10 protein-coding genes and 1 pseudogene are annotated in these 19,685 nt (G+C 73.7%); 3 read left to right on the forward strand and 8 right to left on the reverse strand.

Annotated features, from left to right (window positions below; translation table 11 throughout):
- Positions 1 to 191: 191 nt before the first annotated feature.
- The gene (locus tag OG440_RS37615; RefSeq protein WP_406004768.1) at positions 192 to 1,829 is read left to right on the forward strand and encodes a prenyltransferase/squalene oxidase repeat-containing protein; all 1,638 of its coding nucleotides are present in this window, start codon (positions 192 to 194) and stop codon (positions 1,827 to 1,829) included.
- Between the two features lie 126 nt (positions 1,830 to 1,955).
- Complete coding sequence (locus OG440_RS37620) at positions 1,956 to 2,876, forward strand: aromatic prenyltransferase (RefSeq protein ID WP_406004767.1); 921 nt, start codon at positions 1,956 to 1,958, stop codon at positions 2,874 to 2,876.
- A gap of 85 nt (positions 2,877 to 2,961) precedes the next feature.
- Here OG440_RS37620 and OG440_RS37625 read toward each other — a convergent pair.
- The 4 genes and pseudogenes from OG440_RS37625 to OG440_RS37640 all read right to left on the reverse strand — a co-directional run bounded on the left by OG440_RS37625 (position 2,962) and on the right by OG440_RS37640 (position 9,587).
- Positions 2,962 to 3,782: pseudogene (locus tag OG440_RS37625) on the reverse strand (histidine phosphatase family protein).
- Positions 3,783 to 4,319: 537 nt separating this feature from the next.
- Positions 4,320 to 5,579 carry an FAD-dependent monooxygenase gene (locus tag OG440_RS37630; protein WP_406004766.1) on the reverse strand — a complete coding sequence of 420 codons (1,260 nt, stop codon included), beginning with the start codon at positions 5,577 to 5,579 and terminating at the stop codon, positions 4,320 to 4,322.
- Positions 5,580 to 5,708: 129 nt separating this feature from the next.
- Positions 5,709 to 7,226, reverse strand: coding sequence for an FAD-binding oxidoreductase (locus tag OG440_RS37635; protein ID WP_406004765.1), 1,518 nt, complete (start codon positions 7,224 to 7,226; stop codon positions 5,709 to 5,711).
- A gap of 840 nt (positions 7,227 to 8,066) precedes the next feature.
- Complete coding sequence (locus OG440_RS37640; protein ID WP_406004764.1) at positions 8,067 to 9,587, reverse strand: MFS transporter; 1,521 nt, start codon at positions 9,585 to 9,587, stop codon at positions 8,067 to 8,069.
- 903 nt (positions 9,588 to 10,490) lie between these two features.
- Between OG440_RS37640 and OG440_RS37645 the strand changes: the two genes are divergently transcribed.
- Positions 10,491 to 12,605, forward strand: coding sequence for an MMPL family transporter (locus tag OG440_RS37645; protein WP_406004763.1), 2,115 nt, complete (start codon positions 10,491 to 10,493; stop codon positions 12,603 to 12,605).
- Between the two features lie 79 nt (positions 12,606 to 12,684).
- Here the strand turns inward: OG440_RS37645 and OG440_RS37650 are convergent, their stop codons facing one another.
- From OG440_RS37650 to OG440_RS37665, 4 genes are all read right to left on the reverse strand, one after another.
- On the reverse strand, positions 12,685 to 13,800 hold the full coding sequence (locus OG440_RS37650; RefSeq protein WP_406004762.1) for a BTAD domain-containing putative transcriptional regulator: 1,116 nt from the start codon (positions 13,798 to 13,800) through the stop codon (positions 12,685 to 12,687).
- An 831-nt stretch (positions 13,801 to 14,631) separates the two neighbouring features.
- Positions 14,632 to 15,723: a polyprenyl synthetase family protein gene (locus OG440_RS37655; RefSeq protein ID WP_406004761.1), complete on the reverse strand. Its 1,092-nt coding sequence runs from the start codon at positions 15,721 to 15,723 to the stop codon at positions 14,632 to 14,634.
- Positions 15,724 to 16,211: 488 nt separating this feature from the next.
- Entirely contained in the window at positions 16,212 to 17,261 is a 1,050-nt protein-coding gene (locus OG440_RS37660) for a BTAD domain-containing putative transcriptional regulator (protein ID WP_406004760.1), read from the reverse strand.
- Between the two features lie 547 nt (positions 17,262 to 17,808).
- Complete coding sequence (locus tag OG440_RS37665; protein WP_406004759.1) at positions 17,809 to 18,759, reverse strand: sigma-70 family RNA polymerase sigma factor; 951 nt, start codon at positions 18,757 to 18,759, stop codon at positions 17,809 to 17,811.
- Between the last annotated feature and the right edge of the window lie 926 nt (positions 18,760 to 19,685).

Raw genomic sequence — 19,685 nt, forward strand, 5'->3', positions numbered from 1 at the left:
CCCTGGTCGCCGCGCGCTCCTTCGTGGCCGGCTGGCGCCCGCACCGCACGGCCGCCCCCGGTTGCCAAGCAGGCGCCAAGTCGCAGAACAGCGCCAGCCAAGTCCCGTCACCGACTCTTGGCCGCAATCCGAAACGCGTCCTGCCGTGGCCCCGGCGGGGGAGCCGCAACGACATGTCAAAGGAGCACGGCATGAGACCACTGAATGCACCGCGTCCGGCCCCGTTGCCGTGGCCGGCCGGCGTCGATCCCGATCACGTGCACCAAGCCGTATCGCGACTGCGGGACCACGTCATCGACAGGGTCGACGCCGACGGCTCGATACGCGGCGAATGCCACAGCCGCGTCCTGGAATCGGCGCTCGCGCTCACCTTGATGGCACGCATCGGCGCGGCCCCGCCCGCCCGGGACCGCGTGCTCGCCTTCCTGCAGGCGCGCCTGGACTCCCCGCAGGAATTCGACCGTGTCCTGGCCACGCTCGCCGTCTCCACCGCGGTCCACCGGGCCCCCGACGGCGACACCGACCTCATCGCGAAACTGACCGACGCTGTGCTCGGCAGCGCACCGGAGTTCATCTCCGCCCGCCGCCGCAAAATGCTGTACGCCGTGCTGTCGGTCCTCGGATGCCCCCTGCCCTCCGATGTCGCGCCCGCGCCGGACGAGGCGGCGCCCACCGACCCCACGCACTCCTGGAACGTCGTCCAGCAGGCCGCCGTCACGCTGATCCTCGCCAACGCCGCCAAGGTGCACAACCCGGCGACCGCAGCCGCCCTGACCACGCTGACCGCCACGGACCCGGCGACCACGGTGTGGGAGGGCTACGTGCTGATGCACCTGCTGACCCTGCACGCGCTGGCCGGTGTCCCCGGGCAGGAGGCGACCGTGCGCGGCGGACTGGACAGCGTGCTGCGCCACCAGCGCGACGACGGCGGCTTCCCGTTCATCGCGGAGATGCACCACTGGTGCACCGCGACCGCCGGCATCGGCCTCGCCGCCACCGGCGCCCCGCCGGAGCTGCTGCGCCGGATGGCGGCCGCCCTCGTCCACCACCAGGGCGGCGCCCCGCTGCCCTCCCTGTCCCGCGGCGCCGCCCTCACCGGCGGCTGGTCGATGTCCCCCGGCGTGGCGCTGAACGACGTCGACTGCACCTCGTGCGCCCTGGAGTTCATCCAGGAGACCGCCCCGGTCCGCTTCCACGGCGCCGTGCGCAGCGGGGTGGACGCGCTGCTCGCCGTGCAGGGCGAGGACGGCGGCTTCCCCACCTACGTGGCCGGCGCCCGCGGCGAGCCGTGCATGACGGCCGCGGCGGTCAACGCGCTCGCCCCGCACACCGACACCGTGGCCGCACGGCAGCGGGCCCTGGACTTCCTCGCCGAGAACCAGCTGCCCGACGGCGGGTTCGAGCCCGGGTGGAGCCGCAGCCGCCTGCACACGATCTTCCGCGCGCGCCTCGCCGTGGGCACCGCGGACGCGGACGACCGCCGCATGGCCGAAGTGGCCCGCCGCATGGAGCAGTCGGTGCGGGCCACGCAGAACGCCGACGGCGGCTGGGGCATGCAGCCCGGCGACGCCAGCGACGCCATCAGCACCGCCTACGGGCTGATCACACTGTGCGGCGGCGACGAAGCCCGGCCCGTCGGACGCGCCCTGTCCTGGCTGCTCGACCACCAGGACGCGGACGGCGGATACAGCGGGCCGCCGGACATGGTCGGTCCCCGCCCCTTCCCGTACTACGTCTCCGTCCTGACCCAGGCTCCCGTGCTGCTCGCCTTCGGCCACGTCCGCTCCCGGGTCCCGGGCGCGGCGCCGCTTCCCCAGGAAGCGGCGTGAGCGGGCGTCCACGGCACGGCGAGCAGGCCGGGGACGGGACCGAGCGGCCGTGCCGGCCCGGCCGGGACGACCGGCAACTATGTAGGTGCAGCAGCGTCAGGAAGCGCTCGAGGCATGGAGGAAGCAATGTCCAAAGCCACTGAAGTCGACCGTGTGTATGCGGCTGTGGAGAAGGCGGCAGCCCTGGCCGGCACCGTATGCGCGGGTGACAAGGTGCGACCGGTCCTGACCGGGCATCAGGACCTGCTGGACGAGGCCGTGATCGTCTTCTCCATGACCGCCAGCGGCAGTCATTCCGGCGGTCTCGACCTCAGCATGACCGTCCCCGCCGATCACGTCGACCCGTACTCCTTCGCGCTGTCCGAAGGCCTGATCGAGCCCACGGACCACCCCGTCGGCTCCGTCATCTCCGACTTCCAGGAGCGCTTCCCCGTCGGCATGTACGGCATCGACGTCGATGTCGCCGGCGGCTTCAAGAAGGCCTACGCGGCCTTCCCCTCCAACGACGTGCATGACCTGGAGAAGCTCTTCGACCTGCCGTCCATGCCGCGTGCGGCGGCGGAGAACGCCGAGCTGTTCGCCCGCTACGGCCTGGACCGGGTCACGGGAGTCTCCGTCGACTACAAGCGCCACGAGCTGAACCTCTACTGCGACCGCGCCACCACGGCCCCTCTGGAGTCGGACTACATCCAGTCGATGCTGCGGGAGATGGGACTGAAGGAAGCCGGCGAGCAGGGGGTGGAGTTCGCGAAGAAGTCGTTCGCCATCTACCCGACCCTCAACTGGGACTCCTCGAAGATCGTGCGGATCTGCTTCGCCGTGATCACCACCGACCCCGAGACGACCCCCACCAAGTCGGAGCCCGAGCTCGGCCAGATGGCGCAGTACGCCAACACCGCCCCGTACGCCTACGTCGGCGAGCGGCGCGCGCTCGTCTACGGACTCGCCCTGTCGCCGGAGAAGGAGTACTACAAGCTCGGCGCCTACTACCAGATCAGCGACTACCAGCGAAAGCTGGTGAAGGCGTTCGACAACCTCCCGGAGTAGCTTCGCCCGCACCCTTCATGACGGCCCGTCAGCCATCGGTCGGCGGGCCTGCGGCGAGCCCGGATCCCCGCCGCCGGCGGGCCGCTCACGCGGGCCCTTCCGGCTGGGCGAGGCCGGCGAGGTGGGCGGTGCGGCCCCAGTGCGCGAGCCGCAGACGGCGCCCGTCGCCCCGCCAGTGCGTGACGGAGGCGTGGCGCACCGGCGGCAGAGCGTGCGGGACCGGCGCGCCGAGACCGGCCGGCACATGGCGCGGGGCGATGACGATCGCGTCGTGCGCGACGAGCAGCACGCGCCGGCCGGCTCGGAGGTGAAGTCCCGTACGCGCAGGGCGACGTCGGCGAGCGCCTCGCCGCCCGGCGGACGGTACGACCACTCGCCCAGCAGCGCCCGGCGCGCGGCCTCGCCCGGCGCGCGGCCTCGCCCGGCGCGCGGCCTCGCCCGGCGCGCGGCCTCGGCCGGCGCCCGGGCCGCCAGCGCGGCCGGCGGGTGCAGCTCGAAGACGCCCGTCTCACGGTCGCGCAGCCGCTCGTCGACCAGCACCGGCACGTCCGGCGCCGCCGCGGCCATCGCCTGCCAGGTCTGCCGGGCCCGCACGTAGGGGGAGCAGACCACCAGGTCCGGCCCGGCGCCGCGGGTGTGGCCGGCGAGCCAGCCGGCCAGCGTACGAGCCTGGGCCCGCCCCAGCGCGGACAGCGGGACGTCGCTGTCGCGTCCCGTGACCGGCAGAGCGGCCGAGCCGGTCCGCCCGGCCTCGGCGAAGGCGACGCTGGCGGTGCTCTGCCCGTGCCGCACCGCCCACAGCGCTGCCGGCGCGGACGCCGGCAGCAGGGCCTGCCCGGGCCCGTCGGCCCGGCCCGGCACGGCTGTCCCGGACTCGTCCGGCGCATCGCTGCGCGATGCGGACATGTGCGCTCCCGTCGTCGGCACCCACCCCTGATCACGACCCGGCCGCAGCCGTCGCGACGCACCGCCGCCGCAGCGACGGCTTCCGGCGGCGGACGATTCCCTCCGCGGCCCCTCGAGCGGTTCGGCCGCAGGCACCGGCGGCAGGCACCGGCGGCCGGGGGAGACCCGACCCCTTCTCCCCGGCCGGCGCGGCGTGTCGCACGCCGCGCCCACGGCGCACCGGCGCGGCGCCCAGGTCCGCCGCTCACCTGGGCGCCGCGGTCCGGCGCGCCGTCCGCCGCTCCCCTGCGGGCACATCCGCTCGCCGACGAAGCGCGGGGGAGAGGCAAGCGGCCGCCAGGGCCGGCGGGGACCGGCGGGCCGTGAGGCGCCTCCCGCAGGTGCGCGCGCACGCCTCGCCCTGTCCGGAGCGGGCCGGGGTGGCCGTCGCCACCGCGGCCGTGGCCTCGCCGGCAGCACCGGCCCGGCTCCGCCGACAGCGCCCGGCCCGGTCCCCGCAGGCGGGGCGTCACGGGGCCGGGCGCGGGGGCGGTGGCGTCACGGCGTCCCGTGGCGGCCGCCGGCGGCGGCCGGGGTCAGCGACGGCCGGGCGTTGAGCTCGGCCACCTCGCTGTCGGCCATCTTGCGGTAGAACTCCATGATCTGGGCGAGCATGCCGCGGTCCAGCATCGCGGGCCCGGCGGCGCGCTCCATCGCGCGGCCCGCGTGGACCACGTTCGCGGTCGCCTCCAGGCGGGCGCTCTCGTACGCGGCGAGCCCCGCCGGCACGTCGTCGCCCGCCCGCGCCAGTTCGTGGGCGAGGACCCGCGCGTCGAGGATGGCCTGGGAGGCGCCGTTGGCCCCGGCGGGATACATCGGGTGGGCGGCGTCGCCGAGCAGCGTCACCCGGCCGCGGCCCCAGGAGGTCAGCGGTTCGCGGTCGACCATGGGGTATTCGAGGATGTGCTCGCTGCGCTTGAGCAGTTCACGGACATCGAGCATGCCCAGCGACCAGCCCTCGTAGTGGGACAGCGCCTCCTCCAGCCGGCCCGCGCGGTGGTCGTCGACCGTGTTCACGGCACCGTCCTCGGGCAGGGGACCGGGCTCGGCGACCCGCACCAGGCACACCCAGTTGACCCGGTCGCGGCCGATCGGGTACGCGACCAGCGAGGCGGTGCCGTCGCTGGCGACCACCATGGACCGGCCGGTCAGGAAGGGCTCCTCCATCACCGTGACGCCCCGCCACATCCGCTGGCCCGACCAGGACAGCGGCCCCTCCTTCGGGTGGAGCCGGGTGCGCACCGTCGAGTGCAGTCCGTCCGCCCCGATCAGCGCGGCGCCCTCGAACGTCTCGTCGGTGTCCCTGGCCCGGTCCCGCACACGGACGCGGACGCCGTCGGGGTGCTCGGTGAAGTCCAGCAGCCGCAGGCCGGTGCGCACGGCGTCGGGGCCGAGCCGTTCGCGGACCCGCTCGAGCAGCAGCTGCTGCAACTCACCGCGGTGGATGGAGTACTGCGGCCAGTGGTAGCCCACGGACTTCCCCCGAGGCTCGGTGAAGAGCCGCTCGCCCGCGCTGTCGCAGAACACGTGCTCGGCCGTGGCCACGCCGAGGGCGGCGAGGTCGTCGCCGAGGCCGAGTTCGATCAGCTCGCGGACCCCGTGCGGCAGCAGGTTCATCCCGACGCCGAGCGGGCGGATGTCGCGGGAGCTCTCCAGCACGACCGCGTCGATGCCCGCGGCGTGCAGGCTCAGCGCCGCCGTCAGTCCGCCGATCCCGGCGCCGGCTATGAGAACAGGCGCCTTGGTCATGTCGTTCATTTCGCCCCCAGGGGTCGGGAATGGCTCAGGCCGGATCCGGCGACGGCACGGGCCTCCCGGGCACGCGGGGATTCTTCGGTGTCCCGCCATGCTCCGGGAGGCCCTGCTCGCAGCCCTGTTACGTGCGGATCACCGCACGCTCTGCGCGTGGCTGAACAGGTTGTGCGGGTCGTACTTGTCCTTGATCTGCATCAGTCGGGGATAGTTCTCGGCGTAGTAGGACCTCTCCCAGTTCGGGTCGCGCGGGTCGTAGAAGTTCAGATAGGTCTCGCCGTTGGAATAGGGGTCGATCACCTCGAAGCCGGTGTCGGCGAACCGTTCCGCGGAGGCCACGCTCTCCTCGGGAACGGGCCCCGTGTAGTTCGCGGCGAGGAAGGCGATCGAGAAGATGGTGTCGCGGTGCACGAACGCGGTGGCGTCGCGCGGCACGGTGTTGGCCTTGCCGCCCATGGTGACGAGCTGCAACTGGCGCATCTGCCCGGGATGCCGTTCGTTGTCGAAGACCGAGAGCACCTTCGACCATCCCTCGTGCGGCAGCGGCTCGCTGAACAGGCGGCTGCGCCAGATCCCGTACTCCATCCTGGGGACCAGGCCGCCGGGCACCGTGCCCGTGCGGTGGCACTCGTCGACCGTCTTGTCGTCGCACTGGTAGAAGCCCATCATGACCTGCTGATACGGCGCCTTGAGCGGCTTGCGCGACGCCGGGGGGCGGCCGACCAGGGAGATGAGCCGCTCGACCTCGCCGGCCAGGATGCCGCTGGTGTCCACGGAGCCCATGAAGACGGACACCACCGGCACCTTGCCGGGCGCTGCGTCCATGAGCGTGATGAGCAGCGCGCTGCCGATCGCCCACGGCGCGTCGGCCTGCCACTTCGACCAGCCGTCGAACAGCTCCAGCGCCTGGTCGTAGGGCCACAGCAGGGTGCAGGTGTCGAGGTCGGTGAGAGGTTCCGGAGTGATCGTGTACGAGGTCACGACACCGAAGTTGCCGCCGCCGCCACCGCGTACGGCCCAGTAGAGGTCGCTGTGCTCGTGCGGCGAGGCGGTGACGACCCTGCCGTCGGCGAGCACCACCTGTGCCTTGGTCACACTGTCCGTGGCCATGCCCATGGCCCGGGTGAACGGGCCCGCGCCGCCGCCCTGGAGGAATCCGCCGGCCGCGACGGTCGGACAGTAGCCGTCGGCGATCGTCAGCCCGGCCCGGCCGAGCCGGTCGGTGATGTCGACGAGTTGCGCCCCGGGGCCGAGCCTCGCGGACTCGGGGCCGAGGGAGATGCCGTTCATCTTGGACACGTCGATGACGAGAGCGTCCGGCTTCGTGGAGTAGCCGCCCGCGCAGTTGCCGCCGCTGCGCACGGCGATGGGCACGCCGTGATGCTCGGCGAAACCGAGGCACAGCGCCACGTCGGCGGGCGAGGTGCAGTAGGCGATCGCCTGGGGGTGGATGTCGTCGAACTGGGCGAGGTACAGCTGCTTGGCGGTCGGATAGGCCGCGTTCGACGGCAGTACCAGCCGCCCCCGCAGGTGGTGGCGCAGCCGGTGCCACTTGCTCCCGGGCGAGGAGCGGGCGAACGCGGGGCCGGAGACCCCGGCCACGGCCAGCGCCGCCCCGCCCGCGCCGACGAGGAAGGATCGCCGATTGACCATGCGCTGTTCCTTTCATGGGGGGATGTCTCGGGCCGGGGCACGCCGGCTTGGCGCATCGTGCCGGTGAACCGCCCGGCCGCCGCGGGGCCGCGTGCGGGCACATGACATACGCCCTGCGCGGACCCCGTTGATACCGTCGAGAGCGTAGGGGCACCGGCTTGGCGGCGACTTGGTCCAGGCCCGGACGCCGCCCGGACGGCCACGGGGACCCACGCCGCCCGGCCGACCCCGCATCGGACGCCCCCCCCCGAGCCCCCCGAGCGCGCGCCCCCGAGCGCACTACCAGGAGCGGGCCCCAGGACCAGGCCGGGACCAGGCCGGGAGCAGGCCCCCGGGAGCAGACCCCCCGAGCGTGGCCGCGCCCCGGCCCGGGCTCCCGCCACGCGTCGCACCGCGGGCAGCCCCCGCCCGCAGGACCCGCTCCTTGCGGGCACCGACGCGCAGACGCCGTCGTACGGGACGTACGCCCGCAGTGGCCGGGGAGGGCGCGGTCCGGGGGAGGCCGAGGCGGTTGGGGTGAGGGGGAGGGCACGGCCGGGGGAGGGGGCGGCGGGTACGGCTGCCGGGCTTCGCTCACGGCGGCCGGCGCCGCGGCGCGGGACGAAGACGACCGGGGCCCCGGTCGCGGGCGACGACCGGGGCGGGTCGCCGTCCGCGACCGGAGCCCCGGTCGGGTGTGTTGCCGCCTTCGCCGGCGGCCGGCCGGCAAAAGGCGGGTCAGAAGAGCCGGTAGGAGCCGACGGGGGTCAGCTGCTCCATGGTCAGCGGCTCGGCGATCCAGTCGTTGTCGCCGGTGCACGGGACGGGGACTGCTCGCCGGGCGGGCCGGCGGCGTAGGGGTCAGGCCCGGGCCGCCTCGGGCTCCGACGGTTTCCCGGCGGGCGCGGCGGCGGGCGCCTGCAGCGGGCCGCGGCGCATCAGCGTGCCGCAGACGACGGCGCCGACCGTGAAGATGCCGGCGCACCACCAGAACGCCGTGGTGTAGCCGTGGACCGTCGCGAGGTGGATCAGCGGCAGCGTCGGCCGGCCCTGGGCGTGGTCCTCGACGTAGTGGGTCGTGGAGCTGGTCGCCATCGTGTTGAGCAGCGCGAGACCGATCGCGCCGCCGATCTGCTGTCCGGTCTGGATGCTCGCCGAGGCGATCCCCGCGTCGTACGGCGCCACCCCGGAGGTGCCGGTGCGGAACGCCGAGGCGAAGATGAGGCCCATGCCGCCACCGGCGATCATGAGCGGGCCCAGCAGGGCGGACGCGTAACCGGAATCGACGTCGATCCCCGTCAGCCAGACCATGCCGGCCGCGCCGAGCAGCAGCCCGACGGTGACCAGCGGCTTGGGCCCGAACCGCGGCATCAGCTTGATGTTGCCCACGTTGGCCCCCACCGCGGTGACCGCCACCATCGGCAGCAGGGCGACACCCGAGCGGATCGCCGAATACCCCAGGGTGCTCTGCATGTAGTAGATGACGAACAGGAAGATGCCGTACATCGCGGCGCCGACGATCAGCATGGTCAGGTACGCGGCGCCCCGGTTGCGGTCCAGGACGATGCGCGGCGGCAGCAGCGGATGCGCGGCACGGGTCTGCCAGCCCGCGAAGACGGCCAGCAGCACGGCCCCGGCGATCAGGAAGCCCCACGTCGAGGGGGTGCCCCAGCGGTGCGTGGAGGCGTTGGAGAAGCCGTAGACCAGGCAGAACATTCCGCTCGACACCAAGACCACGCCGGGAACGTCCAGGCGGGCGCCCGGCGTCTTGGGCTGCTTCTCCATCAGCAGCGCGCTCCCGACCACCGCGATGACGACGAACACCAGGTTGATGTACATGCACCAGCGCCAGGACAGCGAGGAGGTCAGCGAACCGCCGAGGATGAGGCCGAGGCCGCCGCCGCTGGCCGCGACCGCGCTGAAGGCGCCGAACGCCTTGCCGCGTTCCTGCGGATCGGTGAACGTCGTGACCAGCAGCGCCAGGGCGGCCGGCGCCAGCAGCGCGGCGAAGAACCCCTGGCAGGCGCGCGACGCCGCCAGCATCCCGAAGTTGGTCGCGGCGCCGCCGACGGCGGAGGCGCCCGCGAAGCCGATCAGCCCGATGAGGAAGGTCTTCTTACGGCCGATCAGGTCGACCAGGCGCCCGCAGAACAGCAGCAGGCTCCCGAAGGCCAGCAGGTACGCGGTCACGACCCACTGCCGGTCGGCGTTCGTGAACCCCAGGTCCTCCTGCGCGGACGGCAGCGCGAGGTTCATCACCGTCCCGTCGAGGACGACCATGAGCTGCGCGACGCAGATGACGGCGAGGATGAGCCACCGCCGGGGATTCCTCCCCTCGGTTCCGGCCGCCTCGGTAGCGGAGGCTGCGCTCTGTGCTGCCACGGTCTTCTCCTTCTCATCTCGGACCGACGTGAGGTGTCCCTGGTAAGACAGACGGGGCGAGCGGAATGTGACACGGCCCCGGCGGGTGCGGCCCGACCGCGGCGGCCGGCCGGCCCGGAGACCGCCTCCCGGCAGCCACCCGCCCACGTCCGGGACCTCCCGCGCGGCCCTCGCGGCCTGCCGCGGACGCACCCCACCGCCCTCCCGGCCGACCCGGACCGGCCGGGAGGGCCGGGCGGGGCGGGCCCGGGGCGCGGCGCGGTACACGTCGGACACCGGCCCGCGCGGCGGCGGCAGAACACCGCCGGCCGCCGGCCGGAACAGCGCCCCTCGGGTCAGGGCGAGGTACGCGCCGCTCCACCGCCGGCCGGCAGCCCGTGTTCCGGCGGTGCCGCACACGGGTGCGGAGCCACAGCGTCACCCCTGCGCCTTGGCCGGGACTGTACGGCTGGTTGGCGCCGGCTTGACGGCCGACCGCTCGGGGTGATGTACGCCACACCGGGCGGGATCGGTGTCACATTTGCGGGTTCCGGACGGGTCTCCCTTCGCCACGCATCGGCAAAGGAGAGGCCCGCAGATGTCCCACCGCCCGTCACAGGCAAGGACGGCCCCGCCCCGGGGCAGCCCCCGAGAGGCGGCGTCGAATCCGCGGCAAGGGCTGCGACGACGACGTTCACCGGCCACCGCGACCTGCTCTCGTCCACCGTCCGCACCCTGCTCGCCGACGTCACCGACGCCCAGGACGAAGCGCGAGGAGACCTCGCTGTCGTCGACGGCCCGCAACCGGCCACCGCACGCGCAGCCGATCCACCTCACCTCGGACAGCCGTCAGGGGTGCGGGATCCGCAGCGTCGCCCGTCCCGACCGGCCATCCCCCATCGAGTGATCACTCAGGAGTGACACATGTTCCGCACCATGGCTTCCCTGCCCAGCGGCAGGGTGGCGAAATGGGTCGTCCTCGCCCTCTGGGTGGCCCTGCTGGTCCCGGCCCTGATGCTCGCCGGCAAGCTCGGCGACGTCCAGAAGAACGACAGCTCGGCCTGGCTGCCCGCGAACGCGGAGTCGACCAAGGTCGTCGAACGGTCCGAGAAGTTCCAGCGCTCCGACACCATGCCCGCGATCGTCATCTACGACCGGCCCGAAGGCATCACCCCCGCCGACATGGCCAAGGCCCGAGCGGACGCCGACGCCTTCGCGGACAGCGAGAACGTCGCGGGCCGGCCACAGGGCCCGGTGAAGTCCCAGGACGGCAAGGCCATCCAGACCGTGGTCCAGGTACAGAAGGACAAGACGGGCTGGAACGGCATCAGCGAGGTCGTCACCGCACTGACCGACATCGGCGAGAAGAACGCCGACGGCCTCGGATTCCACGTCACCGGCCCAGCCGGGCACGCCTCCGACTCGGTCGAGGCCTTCGGCGGCGGAGGCAGCCTGACGGCCATCACCGCGCTGGTCGTGGTCGTCATCCTGCTGCTCACCTACCGCAGCCCGACCCTGCCGCTGGTGCCCCTGCTGACCGCGGGCGTCGCCCTGTCCGCCTCGGAAGCGGTGATCTACCTCCTGGCGAAGAACGCCGGACTCACCGTCAACTCGCAGACCAGCTTCATCCTGACCGTCCTGGTGTTCGGCGCCGCCACCGACTACGCGCTCCTGCTCACCTCGCGCTACCGAGAAGAACTGCGGCTGCACGAGGACCGGCACGAGGCGATGGCGCAGGCGCTGCGCCGCTGCAGCCCGGCGATCATCGCCAGCGCCGCGACCGTCGCGGTCAGCCTGACCCTGCTGATGCTCGCCACCCTGCGCTCCACCCAGGGGCTCGGACCGGCCTGCGCCATCGGCATCGTCGTCGGACTGCTCGCCATGATCACCCTGATGCCCGCGCTCCTGGTCATCTTCGGCCGCTGGATCTTCTGGCCCGTCAAGCCGGCCTACGCGGCGCCCCAGGCGGCCACGGAAGGCATCTGGACCCGGGTCGGCACCGCCATCTCCGGCCGGCCGCGCACGGTGTGGATCGGGACCGCGGTCATTCTGGGTGCCATGGCCGTCGCCGTGGTCGGGCTCAAGGCCGACGGGCTCTCCAGCAAGGACCAGTTCACCGACAAACCGCAGATGGCCGTCGGCCAGGAAATCCAGGCCAGGCACTTCCCGGCCGGCTCGGGCGACCCCATCTACGTCGTCACCACCGCCGACGCGGCCCAGCGGGTGAGCGCGGCACTGGCCGACATTCCGGGGATCGCCGACGTCTCACCACCGGTGATCAAGGGCGGCGACGCCCTCCTGGCCGGAGAACTCGAGGACGCCCCCAGCAGCTCGGCCGCCCTGGACACCGTCGAGCAGGCCAGAACCGCCGTCCACGACATCGAGGCGGCACACGCCCAGGTCGGCGGCAACGCGGCGATCACTCTCGACACACGGGACGCGGCCACCCGCGACTCCAAGGTGATCATCCCCATCGTGCTCCTCGTGGTCTTCCTCATCCTCATGCTGCTGCTCCGGGCGGTCGTCGCCCCCCTGCTGCTGATGGCGACCGTGGTGCTGTCGTTCGCCGCGGCCCTCGGCGTGAGCAGCCTGGTGTTCAACCACGTGTTCCACTTCGCCGGGGCGGACGCCTCCTTCCCGCTGCTGTCGTTCGTGTTCCTCGTCGCCCTGGGCGTCGACTACAACATCTTCCTGGTCACCCGGGTACGCGAGATCACCGAACAGCACGGCACCCGGCGCGGCGCCCTGGAGGGCCTGTCCGCCACCGGCGGCGTGATCACCTCGGCGGGCCTGGTACTGGCCGGCACCTTCGCGGCGATGGCCTCGCTGCCGCTGCTGTTCGCGGCCGAACTCGGCTTCACGGTGGCCTTCGGCGTGCTGCTGGACACCCTGATCGTCCGCTCGGTGCTGGTCACCGCACTGACCCTGGACCTGGGCCGGTGGATGTGGTGGCCCGGCAAACTGTTCGCACGACACGACGACACCCCCACCACACCGGCCGCCGAACCCGACCTCGAACCCGCGCTCGACGGCAGGTGAGCACCCCGCACGCGGGCCCTGCGGCATCCGCCGACAGGCCCCCCGCCAAGGACGACACCACCCGGACCCCGCCCCGGCCTCAGCCCAACGCCGGGGCCTGGCGCAGGATCTCACCCTCGAGGTGCTGAAGCGCCGGACTCGGGTCGATGCCCAGCTCCTGCGCCATCCGCCGGTGATGAGTGCGCAGCACCGCCAGGGCATCGGCCTGCCGTCCGGCCCGGTACAACGCCAGACTCAGCAGCTCACAACCGTATTCGCGCAGCGGATGGGCGCGCGTGAAGGCCGCCAGCTCGGACACGGCGACCTCATGCGCGCCCACGGAGATCAGCGCCGCGCAGCGGCCCTCGGTGGCCGACAACCGCAACTCCTCCAGCCGGACCCGCTCCGGAGCCACCTGCGCGGTATCGGCCACCTCCGCGTAGGCCTGCCCGCGCCACAACGCCAGCCCCGCCTCGAACGCGCTCAGAGCCCGCCGCGGATCACCCCCGTCCAGTGCCTGCCACCCGGCGGTCGCCCGCTCACCGAAGCGGCGGGCGTCGACCTCCGCGACACGGCCGTCCAGCAGATACCCCCGGCCGTGCGTACGCAGCACCGTCGCCGGCTTGCGCGGTGCCCGCCCAGGCTCCAGCACCCTGCGCAGATTGGCCACGTACGCGTGCAACGACGTCACCGCCGACTGCGGCGGCCGCCCCTCCCACAGCTCTTCCAGCATCACATCGACCGACACCGGCCGGCCCACCTGGCTGACCAGCAGCGCCAGCGCGGCACGCTGCTTGGGCGCTCCCAGATCCACCGCCCGCCCGCCGACAGCCGCCTCCATCGGACCCAGCACCCGGAACTCCACCCCGGCCCCGGCCACCCCCGCGGCCTCCGGCGGCCGCCCCCCACCCCGTCCCGGGGCGTCGGGCGGCGCGCCCCGGGAAGCGGCATCGACCTGAGCACCCACACGGTGGCCCTGCGCCTCGCGGACCGCGCCGCAGACCGGCAGGTCGAGGTCGAGAGCCTTCGCGACATACCTCTTCAGCGTCTCGTTCACCCGCCGCAGTTCCCGCACTTCGCGCTCCAGCTCGGCGATACGGCGCGCCTGACCGGGACCGCCCGCCGGCCGCCGCCCGGGAATCACGTACACCCCCGGCCCGCCGCCCGCCGTGCGGCGGTCGGATTCCTCGTCCGTCAGCTCTGGGCCTTTCAGCATGTCACTCCTCTGATCACGAAGCCGGGGCCGACCCGACGCCAAGCCGGCGGCAAGCGGGACACGGGATATTGGGCCACCGGCACAGACCGCGCGGGCAGCAGCGGACTCCCCGCACGGAGGGGAAAGCCTCGAAGCACGCCGACACCGGGCACGACACCGGGCACGACACCGGGCACGACGTCGGCGAGCGGGCCGAACGGTGTCCAGAAGAGCCGGAGACTCTGGTGCGCGGCGCGGGCGCGTGCGCGGCTGATCGGCGTCACGGCGCGCCACGGCGGCCGATTCGGCATGCGGTGGTTTGCGCCCGAGCGGCACGGCGGGGCGTCGGCGCTCTCGCGGACGGCCGTGAACAGGCGGCGTACGGCGGCTCGTTCGGCGTAGGGCGGTGTTCCGCGCCGAGAGCGGCACGAGCGTCGGGGGCCGGAGCGCATCCCGCGCTCCTCGGGTGGACCGGCGGCCCCCGCACCTCCCGCCGGCGTACAGCCGATTGTGGGCAGGGGAGGCGTGCCCGCAGTGTGACACGGCCGTCATCACCGCGCCAAGGGTCCCCGCCAGGTGACCTGGCCCACGCCGGCCGGCGACGCGCCGGCGTCGGCGCCGGTCACCACGGCACGCCGGCACCCACCATCACCCGTCTCCTCACCGCGGCTCAACGGCCATGTCAGACAGCCGTGTTGGGCATGCGCCGGGGTGCCACGCGCTGACGCCTGGGTGCGGGCCACGACCCGTCGCGCCGAAACCCGGCGGCCGGGGGCGGGGGACAACCGCCGCAGGAGGGCGGCGGCCCCGACTCCACCGAGCCGGGGACCGGCGCCGGGCCGACCGCATGGTTCATGAGGTTCGTTGGGTGGCGTGGACGGCCATGGTGGTGAGTTGTTGTTTGGCGTGGTCGGTGGCGGTGCTGGCGTGCAGGGTGGCCAGGGCGCGTCGGGTGCGGCGGGTGATGTCGGCTTCGACGTGGTCGACGGCTCCGGTGCTGGTGATGAGGGTGCGCAGGGTGGTGAGTTCGTCGTCGTCGAGGGGGTGGCCGATGCCGGCGCGCAGGAGGGTGGCGGTGTGGGGGTCGTGTGTGTCGGCGTGGGTGAGGGCGGCGGCGAGCAGGACGGTGCGTTTGCCCTGGACGAGGTCGCCGCCGGAGGGTTTGCCGGTTTCCTCGGGGGTGCCGAAGACGCCGAGGAGGTCGTCGCGCAGTTGGAAGGCGATGCCGATGTCGCGTCCGAAGGCGCGGTAGGCGGTGATGAGGTTGTCGTCGGCGCCGGCGATCGCGGCGCCGAGGTGCAGGGGCCGCTCGACGGTGTAGGAGGCGGTCTTGTACCGGTTGACGCGTCGGGGGGTGTCGAGGTCTTCGGCGCCGGCGGCTTCGGCGGTGATGTCGAGGAGTTGTCCGCACAGGACTTCGGTGCGCAGTGCGGACCAGACGGGGGTGATGCGGGCGTGGGCCGCGGCGGGCAGGCCGCAGCGGCGTACGAGGTCGTCGGCCCAGCCCTGGGCGAGGTCGCCGGCCAGGATCGCGGTGCCGGTGCCGAACAGCTCGGGCTCGCCGTTCCAGCCCCGTTCACGGTGACGGTCGGCGAACAGCACATGCGCGGCCGGCGCCCCCCGGCGCGTCGGAGACGCGTCGATGACGTCGTCGTGGATGAGGCCGTACGCGTGGAACAGCTCCAGTGCGGCCCCGATGTGGACCACGGCTTCTGCGGTGGGGCCGTCCTCGTCGCCGCCGGCGCCGAGCCAGCCCAGCCAGGCGAAGGTGGGGCGTACGCGTTTGCCGCCGCGCAGCACGTAGTTCTCCAGGTCGTCGACCACGTCGGCGCAAGGAGCGCCGATCCCCTCGGCCTCGGTGCGGCGCTCGGCGAAGAAGCGGCGCAGCGCCTCCTCGACGGCCTGCCCGGGACTGATGCGGGTGCGGGTGCGGATGCTGGTCATGAGGTCAACTTCCCTGGTCGTCATCGACAGCGGCATAACGGCATAGCGGCATCCGCCCCACCAGCCCCAAGTGTTCGGGCCGCACGAGCGGCCCGGACGGTCGGCCCAAGTGGATGGCCCGGATTGACACTTCGGGGGAACGGCATGGGGATCGGTGTCTTCCGGGAGCGCAAAGCGCTGTTCGGCATCACCCGGGCAGTGGCCCCGCCACCCCGGCACGGAGCGGACCTCGCCCCGCGAGCAGGGAGTTTCCGCACAGCCCGGACGATCCTGCGAAGGCCGGGCGGCACTTTGCCGACTCGGCGTTTTTCGAGGTTCCGGCTTGCGTGGGCCCGCGCCGTCCCGGAGACCGAGTATCGGCCGACAGACTCGAGGTCCGGTCGAGCCCGGCCCCCGCGCCGTCACCCCGTGCACCGCCCGGCCGCGAACGCGCGGGCTCCGCCGACAAGGGACGGGCCGCCGCCCCCTGTTCGCCGACTCGGCTGACGTCAGGCGGACTTCGCGACCGTCCGGGGATGCGGCCGCCAGTCCAGTGACGGTGCCTGGTTGAGTATCCGGCGCTCCAGCAGTTGCAGCGCCGGCCGCGGATCGACCCCCAGCTCGTCCGCCAGCCGCTTCTTGTTCGTGCGCAGTACCGCCAGCGCGCCGGCCTGCCGGCCCGCCCGGTAGAGGGCCAGGCTCAGCAGCTCGCAGCCGTATTCGCGCAAGGGGTGGGCCTGGATGAACGCCTCGAGTTCGGCCACCGCGATCTCGTGGGCGCCGGCCGCGAGCAGGGCCGCGCAGCGCCCCTCGACCACGGACAGCCGCAGCTCCTCCAGCCGTGCCACGTCCGGCCGCACACAGCCGGTGTCGGCCACCTCGGCGTAGGCCTGCCCGCGCCACAGCGCCAGCGCCGCCTCGAACTCCTCGACCGCGCACTGCGGATCGCCCCAGTCCAGCGCCTGCCAGCCGGCGACCGCCCGCTCGCTGAAGCGGTGCACGTCGACCTCGACGACCCCGCTGTCCAGCAGATAGCCGCGTCCATAGGTGCGCAGCACCGCCGGCGGGGTCCGGGGGGCGCGGCCGGGCTCCAACACCCGCCGCAGGTTGGCGACATACGCCTGGAGCGAGGCGATCGCCGACGGCGGCGGCTTCCCGGCCCACAGCTCCTCGACGATCACGTCCACGGCCACCGGCTCGCCCACCCTGCTGACCAGCAGCGCCAGCAGGGCGCGCTGCTTGGGTGCTCCCAGGTCGACACGGCGGCCGCCGACGACGGCCTCGATCGGGCCCAGCGCGCGGAACCCGACCAGGGGACGGGCCGCTTCGGGGATCAGCGGTGACCGCTGCGGCGCCCACCGGGCGTCCTGCGCGTGCCCGGCCGGCGTGGCCGTGACGCGGCCGGCGCCGTGCGGGACGTCCTCGGTGACGCCGCGCGGGAGTTCGGGCTCTCTGGCCGCATATCCGCGCAGTGCCTCGTTGGTGCGGCGCAGGTCCCGCACCTCGCGCTCCAACTCCGCGATGCGCCACGCATCCGGATACCCGGGCTCGTTCGCCATCCGTGAACTCCCCATGTCATGGCCTGGTGTGGTCGCCCGGCCGCACCGGACGGGCGCCCGGCCGACTGCCGGGCTGCGGCCCTGCCGAGGCCTTGTTCAGGCCGTGTCCGGTCACCGAACGCCCCTGGTGAGACGACTCTTTCGAACCGCCCGCCGGTATCTCCTGCACGGCGTCGGGCAGACAGTGCCTCAGTCACTGAGCGCGACCCTACGAGCCGAAGGACCGCGGGCCAAGCGGCCACCATGCGGGACCGAGCCATCGCCCATCGATCCTCCAGCCACCCTCAGGGGCGCGGCGGCACCGGAGCGCGGCGACGCCGCCACCCAGGGCAGGACAGGAGCAGGAGCAGGAGCAGGGGAGGGGAGGGGAAAGAGGAAAGGGAGGGGGCGGTCCCGTGCGGGACCGCCCCCTACGCGCTGCCGGGTACCTGCCCCGGCGGTTCGGTGTGATCCACCTCCGAGCCCGGCCCTCCGAGCCCGGCCCTCCGAGCCCGGCCCTCCGAGTCCGGCCCTCCGAGCCCGGCCCTTCGGGGCCGGGCCAGGATGGCTACAGGACGATGACGTCCAGTCCGGTCAGGTCGGCCTGCAGGTCGATGCCGGTGATCAGGCCGCCGGCGACGTGGAAGCGGAACACTCCCTGCGGCACGCCGTCCAGGACGTAGGCCAGCCCGGCGGACCCGTTGATGAGGGCGGGCACCGGGGCCAGGGTGAAGCTGGTGAAGGCGCGGCTGACGGCGTCGGCGCCGCGGATCTCCGCGGGCACGGCCCTGCCCGTGGCCAGGCCCATCTGCACGGCCGCCCGGTCGGCGCGCACCACGATGTCCGGGGCGAGCACGGCCAGCAGCGCCTCGAAGTCGCCCTGGCGCGAGGCGGTGAGGAAGGCGCGGATGGAATCGGCCTTGTCGGCCTGGGCGGTGTCGGCGCCCTCGTCCTGGACCGGAACGTCCCGCGGGCCGGTGCCGGGAGAGTGCGGGGCGGTGTCCCGATCCTGCGGGGCGACGCCCTGCCGCTGGAAGCGCCGGCGGGCGCGGCTGGCCAGCTGCCGGGCCGCGGCCGGAGTGCGGTCCACGATCGGCGCGATCTCCTCGAAGGGCACCGCGAACATGTCGTGCAGGACGAACGCCAGCCGCTCGGCGGGCGTGAGCGTGTCGAGGATGAGGAACATCGCGGCCCCGACCGACTCGGCGAGCAACGCCTCCTGCTCCGGGTCGGCGGCCGTGCCCAGGCGGTGCGAGCCGTCGTCCTCGGGGGCGTCCACCAGGTCCTCGCGGCGCGACTTGCGCGACTGGAGCATGTTCAGCGACACGCGGGCCACGATGGTGGTGAGCCAGCCGCTCATGTTCTCCACCGCGTCGGCGTCGGAGCGGGTGACCCGCAGCCAGGCCTCCTGCACGGCGTCGTCCGCCTCGGTCAGCGAGCCGAGCACCCGGTATGCCACCGCCCGCAGACGGGGGCGGTCGGTCTCGAATCGAGCCGCCAGCCATTCGTTCTCGTTCATCGGGTCACACCCTCCCACCAGTGCCTCGCGTGTCTGACAGACCAAAGCCGGCGAATGTGACAGACGGGGGACCGGCAACGGGACGTGCCCGGGCGGGCCCGGCGTCCTTCCCGGGTGCCGCGCCCGGCAGGGCGGACCCGGGGCGGCCGGGTCCTGACCGGCTCCCCGTGAACGGCCGGCCGGCGCCTACCGTCACGGCGCCGAGACGGTAGGCCTCGCGGCACGCTACCAGGGCCGTGCCCGCCCCCGGCCGCCCGCCCGCCGGTGAAGAGGCCACCGGAGCAGGCCGGTTGGGGGCTTCGCACCACAGGTGGGCGTGCGGGGCGCCCGGCGGGGCCGTGCGTCCGGACCGGCCCCTGGCGGGCGGTCGCCCGGGCGGGGCGCCCCGGCCCGCGTGCGCCGGGTACTTCGCCGTGCCGGGCGGAAAACGGCCCACCAGGCCTGTGACTTGGGTCACTTGGGGAAGCGCTTGGCGGGGGTCCGCTGCCTGTGTCACGATTCCGGCATCTATCCCCTGCCCAAAAACAGCCGCGAGGCCATGGGTTGAGCGCTGTCCGCCGGTTCGCGCAGGCGAGACCGGGGCGCTCTGGGATCCGGTGAAGCCGGAGAAACCCCGGCGGGCCCCGTCAACTCCCGGCACATCCGGGCAGCTTCCGGCGGATCCCGTCGAACGGCCGCCTTCGGCCCGAAGGCCGTCGGCACGGTCCCGGCGTACGTCGGACCGGCCGGGCCGGGCAGGGTGACGGACCCGCCGCCGGCCACGTGGAGCGCGAACGCGCCGTGTGTGTGCGTCGCGTGGGGCGTGAGCGGTGCTGCCGAGGCCGGCCGTGAGACGCGGACAGCCCCGCCCTCGCCGGCCCGTGTGTGCGGGCGGCCCCACCACCCGCCGGTCCGACGGTTCACCGCGGGCCCCGCCCGGCCCCGCC

It is taken from the genome of Streptomyces sp. NBC_00637, assembly GCF_045161545.1.
Classification (GTDB): Bacteria; Actinomycetota; Actinomycetes; order Streptomycetales; family Streptomycetaceae; genus Streptomyces.

Excerpts from the sequence above, each read along its gene's own strand:
- OG440_RS37615 (WP_406004768.1), top strand. The coding sequence starts at position 192 with ATGAGACCACTGAATGCACCGCGTCCGGCCCCGTTGCCGTGGCCGGCC.
- OG440_RS37630 (WP_406004766.1), bottom strand. The coding sequence starts at position 5,579 with ATGAACGACATGACCAAGGCGCCTGTTCTCATAGCCGGCGCCGGGATC.
- OG440_RS37660 (WP_406004760.1), bottom strand. The coding sequence starts at position 17,261 with ATGGCGAACGAGCCCGGGTATCCGGATGCGTGGCGCATCGCGGAGTTG.
- OG440_RS37620 (WP_406004767.1), top strand. The coding sequence starts at position 1,956 with ATGTCCAAAGCCACTGAAGTCGACCGTGTGTATGCGGCTGTGGAGAAG.
- OG440_RS37645 (WP_406004763.1), top strand. The coding sequence starts at position 10,491 with ATGTTCCGCACCATGGCTTCCCTGCCCAGCGGCAGGGTGGCGAAATGG.
- OG440_RS37650 (WP_406004762.1), bottom strand. The coding sequence starts at position 13,800 with ATGCTGAAAGGCCCAGAGCTGACGGACGAGGAATCCGACCGCCGCACG.
- OG440_RS37665 (WP_406004759.1), bottom strand. The coding sequence starts at position 18,759 with ATGAACGAGAACGAATGGCTGGCGGCTCGATTCGAGACCGACCGCCCC.
- OG440_RS37635 (WP_406004765.1), bottom strand. The coding sequence starts at position 7,226 with ATGGTCAATCGGCGATCCTTCCTCGTCGGCGCGGGCGGGGCGGCGCTG.
- OG440_RS37655 (WP_406004761.1), bottom strand. The coding sequence starts at position 15,723 with ATGACCAGCATCCGCACCCGCACCCGCATCAGTCCCGGGCAGGCCGTC.